The sequence below is a fragment of the Halomonas sp. genome, from assembly GCF_031581305.1.
Lineage (GTDB): Bacteria > Pseudomonadota > Gammaproteobacteria > Pseudomonadales > Halomonadaceae > Halomonas.
Window position 1 is genome coordinate 1 of record NZ_JAVLBC010000224.1, and the last position, 4617, is coordinate 4617.

Genomic DNA, 4617 nt, shown 5'->3' on the forward strand with positions numbered 1-4617 from the left:
GCCGGGCCGGGTTGTCACCCTGGTGCGCGAACCCGGCGCGACCTGCCATGGCATGGCCTACCGCATCACCCCCGAGGTACTCGGCCCGCTCGACGTGCGCGAGAAGAACGGCTACCTGCGCGAGGTCACCCGGCTTCACTTCGAGGACGCCGCACCGCCCTCGAGCGCCGAGGGGCTGGTGTACCTCGCCACCGAGGACAACGCCGCCTTCCTCGGCGACGCCCCGCTCGACGCCATTGCCGAACAGATTGCCGTGGCTCACGGCCCCAGCGGTCCCAACCGCGACTACCTGGTCAACCTGGCCCAGGCCCTGCGCGACCTCGGCGTGGACGATCCCCACGTGTTCGCCCTGGCAGCACGCCTGCCCCACCTGGCAGACGCCTGCTTTCCCGACAAGTACCCACCAACGGAGACGCCCCTCCCATGAGCGTGACCCTCGACGACGTTCGACAGGCCGCCGCGCGCCTCCAGGGAAGCGTGGAACGCACCGCCTGCCTGCACTCCACCACCCTCTCGCGGCTCACCGGCTGCGAGCTCTACATCAAGTTCGAGAACCACCAGTTCACCGCCTCCTTCAAGGAGCGCGGTGCCCTCAACCACCTCCTCTCGCTCAGCCCCGAGGAGCGCGCCCGGGGCGTGATCGCCATGTCGGCGGGCAACCACGCCCAGGCAGTGGCCTATCACGCCAAACGGCTGGGCATCCACGCCACCATCGTCATGCCCCGCCACACCCCCAACCTCAAGGTGCGCAACACCCGCAGCTTCGGGGCCGAGGTGCACCTGGAAGGCAACGGGGTCGACGAGGCCGGAGCCTACGCCCGACGCCTGGCCGAGGAACGCCACCTGGTCTTCGTGCACCCTTACGACGATGCGCGGATCATTGCCGGGCAGGGCACTATCGCCCCCGAGATGCTCGAGGATGTCCCCGACCTCGAGTGCCTGGTGATCCCCATTGGCGGCGGTGGCCTGATCAGCGGCAACGCCGTGGCAGCCAAGGCGCTGAAGCCCGATATCGAAGTGATCGGCGTGCAGACCAAGCGCTTTCCCGCCATGAAGCAGGCGCTGGCCGGCGAGGAGATTCACTGCGGCCTGGCCAGCCTGGCCGAGGGCATCGCCGTGAAGCAGCCCGGCACGCTGACCCGGGAGATCGTGCGCGAGCTGGTCAGCGACATCGTGCTGGTGGACGAGCCCGAGATCGAGCGGGCCATCCTGATGCTGCTGGAGATCGAGAAGAGCGTCGCCGAGGGGGCCGGCGCCGCGGGGCTCGCCGCCCTGCTCACCGACCCCGAGCGCTACCGCGGCCGCAAGGTGGGGCTGGTGCTGTGCGGTGGCAACATCGACATGCTGGCGCTCTCCTCGGTGATCCAGCGCGGCCTGGTGCGCTCCGGACGCATCGTGCGGGTGCGGGTCGGTATCCCCGACGTGCCCGGCTCACTGGCCGAACTCACCCGCCTGCTCGCCGAGCAGCGCGCCAACGTCATCCAGATCGCCCATCAGCGCACCTTTACCGACCTCTCGCTGCGCGCCACCGAGGTCGAGGCCACCCTCGAGACCCTGGGCAGCGACCACACCCGGGAGGTGATCGCCGCGCTGCGCGTCGAGGGCTACGACCCGGTGCTGCCCGCCAGTGAGGTGCATCCGGACGAGCGCTGGGCCACCGACCCCGAAGGGCACTGACCTGCACCTTGGACGCATGGCGCAGGGCCGGCGGCAGGCGTACCCTGTGCGCATTCGATCATCGCAACAGTTTCCATCGTCTCAACAAGGGAAGACTGATGAGCAGCAAGTTGAAAGTGACAGCCCCCCTGGTCATCCTGCATGGCGACGAGATGGCACAGGTAGCCTTCGAGCGGATCCTCGACACCTTCGTGACCTCCCCGCTGGACATCGAGTTGGTGGAGGTCGACCTGACCGCGGAGAACCGCCTGGTTACCAACGGCCAGGCGGTGATCGATGCCGTCGAGGCGCTCAAGCGCTACGGGGTGGGCGTCAAGAACGCCGGCATGACCGTCAACCGCGCCCAGCTGGGCGAGCTGCTGGCGGCCCATCCCGAGCTTGACGGCACCACCCTGCATCCGCTGGCCACCAAGTCGCCCAACGGCGCCATCCGCAAGGGCATCGGCGGCAACATCACCCGCGAGGACATCCAGTTCCGCAACCTGCAGTTCAACAAGCCGGAATGGGTCGGCCGCGACATCGAGGTCGACACCATGGCGGCCGGTGGCAGCAAGGACAGCTACAACGAGCTCTCCCGTGCCACCGGCATCGTCAAGCTGATGTTCGTCGGCACCAGCGGCGACCCGGTGGAACTGCACCGCCGCGAGGTCAAGAAGGGCGACCCCTGGCTGCTCGCCACCAACGATATCGACGAGATCAAGGCCTGGGCGCACCGCTTCTTCCAGCGCGCCATCGACGAGAAGCGCGACATCTACCTCGGCCTCAAGGACACCGTCATCGCCGGCTACGACGGCGTGATGCGCGCCGCCATCGAGGGCATCTACGAGAGCCACTACCGCGCGCAGGTCGAGGCGCTGGGGCTCGCCTACCACTACGAGCTGATCGATGCCCAGGCCGCGCGCATCGTCGCCAACCCGCCACAGAGGGCGCTGTGGGGCGTGCCGGACAACACCACCGGCCGCAAGCTCTACAAGCTGGTCGAGCAGCTCAAGGTGCACGGCATCCCCACCCGCAAGGCACATGTCTCACTGTCACGGATGAGCGCCGGTGGCGGCGACCAGTACGGCAGCTACAACGCCCCCGCCACGGAGGACGGCATCCTCAAGGTGATCGTCGACGGCGACGAGAAGCATGCGCGCCATGTCAAGCAAGGCGACCCCATCCTCCTGATGTCCAACGACCACGAGGCCATCAAGGACTGGGTCACCCAGGTGTTCCGCGACGCCTCGCGCAAGCAGAAGGAGGTCTACTTCGGCCTCAAGCGCGAATACATGGACTACGACGAGGTGTTCAGCACCGTGATCACCGACGTGCGCCGCGAACTGGCCCAGGCCGACACCCCGCCGCCGTCGTTCATGATCATGCGACCCTCCAGCCAGCTCATCAAGATGATCACCGACCCCCCGCGCAACGCTCTCTATCCGGCTCAGAACCTCGACGGCGACATCTTCTCGGACATTTCCGCCGCCCTCGGCGGCAGCCTGGCCACGGCCAGCTCGATCATCGAGAGCAAGAGCGGCACCATGCTCTTCGAGGCGCCCCACGGCACCGCCCACGACCTCTACCTGACGTACCTGGAGAGCGACGGCAAGGAGGCGCACTTCAACTCCTCGGCGCTGATCTTCGCCGTGGCCAATGCCCTGGAGACCCTTGGCGAGCGCGAGGACAACGCGCCCCTGGTCGACTATGCCACCCGCCTCAAGGCTGCGCTGATCGATACCGTCGCCGACGGCATCATCACCGGCGACCTCAAGGGCAAGACCACCGACCCCGCCGCGGAGACCATCGTCGACATGCAGGGCTTCCTCAATGCTGTGGCCCAGCGCCTGGACGCCTGACAAGATGAACAGCGGCCTCGTGGGCTCTCTACACAAGGCCCTTGTCATCGTGGCGAGCCGTCTCGTCGATGGGGAATGGGGCGGCCTCGTGCTTCTGGCCGGTCTCGGCCCGGTCGCGGCCGTCCGCCTTGGCGCGGTAGAGCAGCTGGTCGGCCCGGCTGTAGAGGCGGTCGAAGCTCCTTTCCTCATCGGCTTCGACCACGCCGATGCTCACCGTCAGCCGATGATCGGCAGCGGGGATAGGTAACGGCATCGCTCGGGTCGCGCACAGGATTCGCTCGGCCAGGGCCTCGGCCCCCGCCAGGTCGCTGTCGGGCATCAGGATCGCGAACTCCTCGCCCCCCATCCGCGCCACCCTGTCGACACGCCGCACCTGCCGCTCCAGGATGCGGGCAAAGTCAGCCAGCACCGCGTCGCCGACCGGGTGACCGAAGACGTCGTTGATGGTCTTGAAGTGGTCCAGGTCCAGCAGCATCAGGCTCAGCGGCGTCCCGTGGCGTCGGCACCGCTCGAACGCCTCCTCCGCCGCCTCACGCAGCCAGCGGCGATTGCCGAGGCTGGTCAGGTCATCGGTCCGGCTCTGCAGGCGCATGGTCTCGCGTTGACGATGCAGATGAAACAGCATCCGCATCACCGCGGCGATCGCCAGCAGCAAGAGGAGCAGCAGTACCGCCACGGCCAGCGCCAGACGCTCCATCAACTGGCGTTGTTCGGCCGAGGCGCGGTGAAGCAGCTCGTTCAGCTCGCTGTAGGCCCAGGCCAGCCCTTCCTCGATTTCCATGCCCAGAACTAGAACGGTCTCGCGGCCCTGCTCGTCGAGCCCCTCCTTGGCGGCGGCGTCGATGGCGGCTTCCAGGGCCGGCAGCCGCGACGCCACATGGGCGAGCTCCTCGACCAGCTCGCCGTAGCTGGCGGGCGCGAGTTCGCTGCGACGCAGCTGCAGCCGGATGCCCTCGATGCGTCGAGGGATTCGCCATAGCAGGTCGTGGATCTGCTCACGGTGGATGCGGTCGGGGCGGTCGATCAGACTGTCCAGGGTCAGGCGCAGGGCGGCGGGGTCCTGCTGGGCCCTCACCACGTCAGTGACCAGCGCCGTGTAGTC

4 protein-coding genes are annotated in these 4617 nt (G+C 67.8%); 3 read left to right on the forward strand and 1 reads right to left on the reverse strand.

Annotated elements, in window-relative coordinates:
• The 3 genes from RI841_RS14510 to RI841_RS14520 form a co-directional block, all read left to right on the forward strand.
• A partial coding sequence (locus RI841_RS14510) for a gamma-glutamylcyclotransferase (RefSeq protein ID WP_310706344.1) occupies positions 1 to 427 on the forward strand: 427 nt, incomplete at its 5' end.
• Positions 424 to 1677: a threonine ammonia-lyase gene (locus RI841_RS14515; protein WP_310706345.1), complete on the forward strand. Its 1254-nt coding sequence runs from the start codon at positions 424 to 426 to the stop codon at positions 1675 to 1677. The genes RI841_RS14510 and RI841_RS14515, both read left to right, overlap by 4 nt.
• 98 nt (positions 1678 to 1775) lie before the next feature.
• The gene (locus RI841_RS14520) at positions 1776 to 3515 is read left to right on the forward strand and encodes an isocitrate/isopropylmalate family dehydrogenase (protein WP_310706346.1); all 1740 of its coding nucleotides are present in this window, start codon (positions 1776 to 1778) and stop codon (positions 3513 to 3515) included.
• 28 nt (positions 3516 to 3543) lie between these two features.
• On the opposite strand, the gene RI841_RS14525 is transcribed toward RI841_RS14520, so the two are convergent.
• Positions 3544 to 4617, reverse strand: a 1074-nt coding sequence (locus RI841_RS14525; RefSeq protein ID WP_310706347.1) for a GGDEF domain-containing protein, incomplete at its 5' end; no start/stop codon positions are given.

What these genes read in the sequence shown, in the direction of transcription:
- RI841_RS14520 (WP_310706346.1), top strand. Translation starts at nt 1,776, where the DNA reads ATGAGCAGCAAGTTGAAAGTGACAGCCCCCCTGGTCATCCTGCATGGC.
- RI841_RS14515 (WP_310706345.1), top strand. Translation starts at nt 424, where the DNA reads ATGAGCGTGACCCTCGACGACGTTCGACAGGCCGCCGCGCGCCTCCAG.